1 protein-coding gene is annotated in these 455 nt (G+C 62.6%); it reads right to left on the bottom strand.

From position 1 onward, the window contains the following. On the bottom strand, positions 1-455 hold a 455-nt coding region (locus B3V69_RS14035; RefSeq protein ID WP_296447532.1), incomplete at both ends, for an electron transfer flavoprotein subunit beta/FixA family protein.

Below are 455 nucleotides of genomic sequence, written 5' to 3'. Positions count from 1 at the left end.
ACGTCCACGCCCAGGTCGGCGGGCTTCATGATGTCCATCTGCTTTTTCTTGGCCTTCATGATGTTGGGCAGCGTCACATAGCGCGGCTCATTGAGGCGCAGGTCAACGGTGATGACGGCGGGCAGGCTGAGGACAAGGGTTTCCGAGCCGCCATCGACTTCACGCGTGACCGAGGCTTTGCCCATGGCGCCTGTGCCATCTCCTGCCGTCACTTCAACCTTGCTGGCAAAAGTGGCTTGCGGCAGATCCGCCAGGGCGGCCAGCATCTGGCCGGTCTGGTTGCAGTCGTCGTCGATGGCCTGCTTGCCCAGAATGATGAGGCCGGGTTGCTCTTTGTCGAGCAGGGCCTTGAGCAGCTTGGCAACCGCCAGGGGCTGCAGTTCTTCTGTGGTTTCGACCAGAATGGCGCGGTCGGCGCCGATGGCCATGGCGGTGCGCAGGGTTTCCTGGCACTG

This window comes from Rhodoferax sp. UBA5149 (genome assembly GCF_002413825.1).
In the GTDB taxonomy this organism is placed as follows: Bacteria; Pseudomonadota; Gammaproteobacteria; order Burkholderiales; family Burkholderiaceae_C; genus Rhodoferax.
The sequence above is the reverse complement of the archived record's forward strand: the minus strand, read 5'-3'. Positions and strand labels throughout refer to the sequence as shown.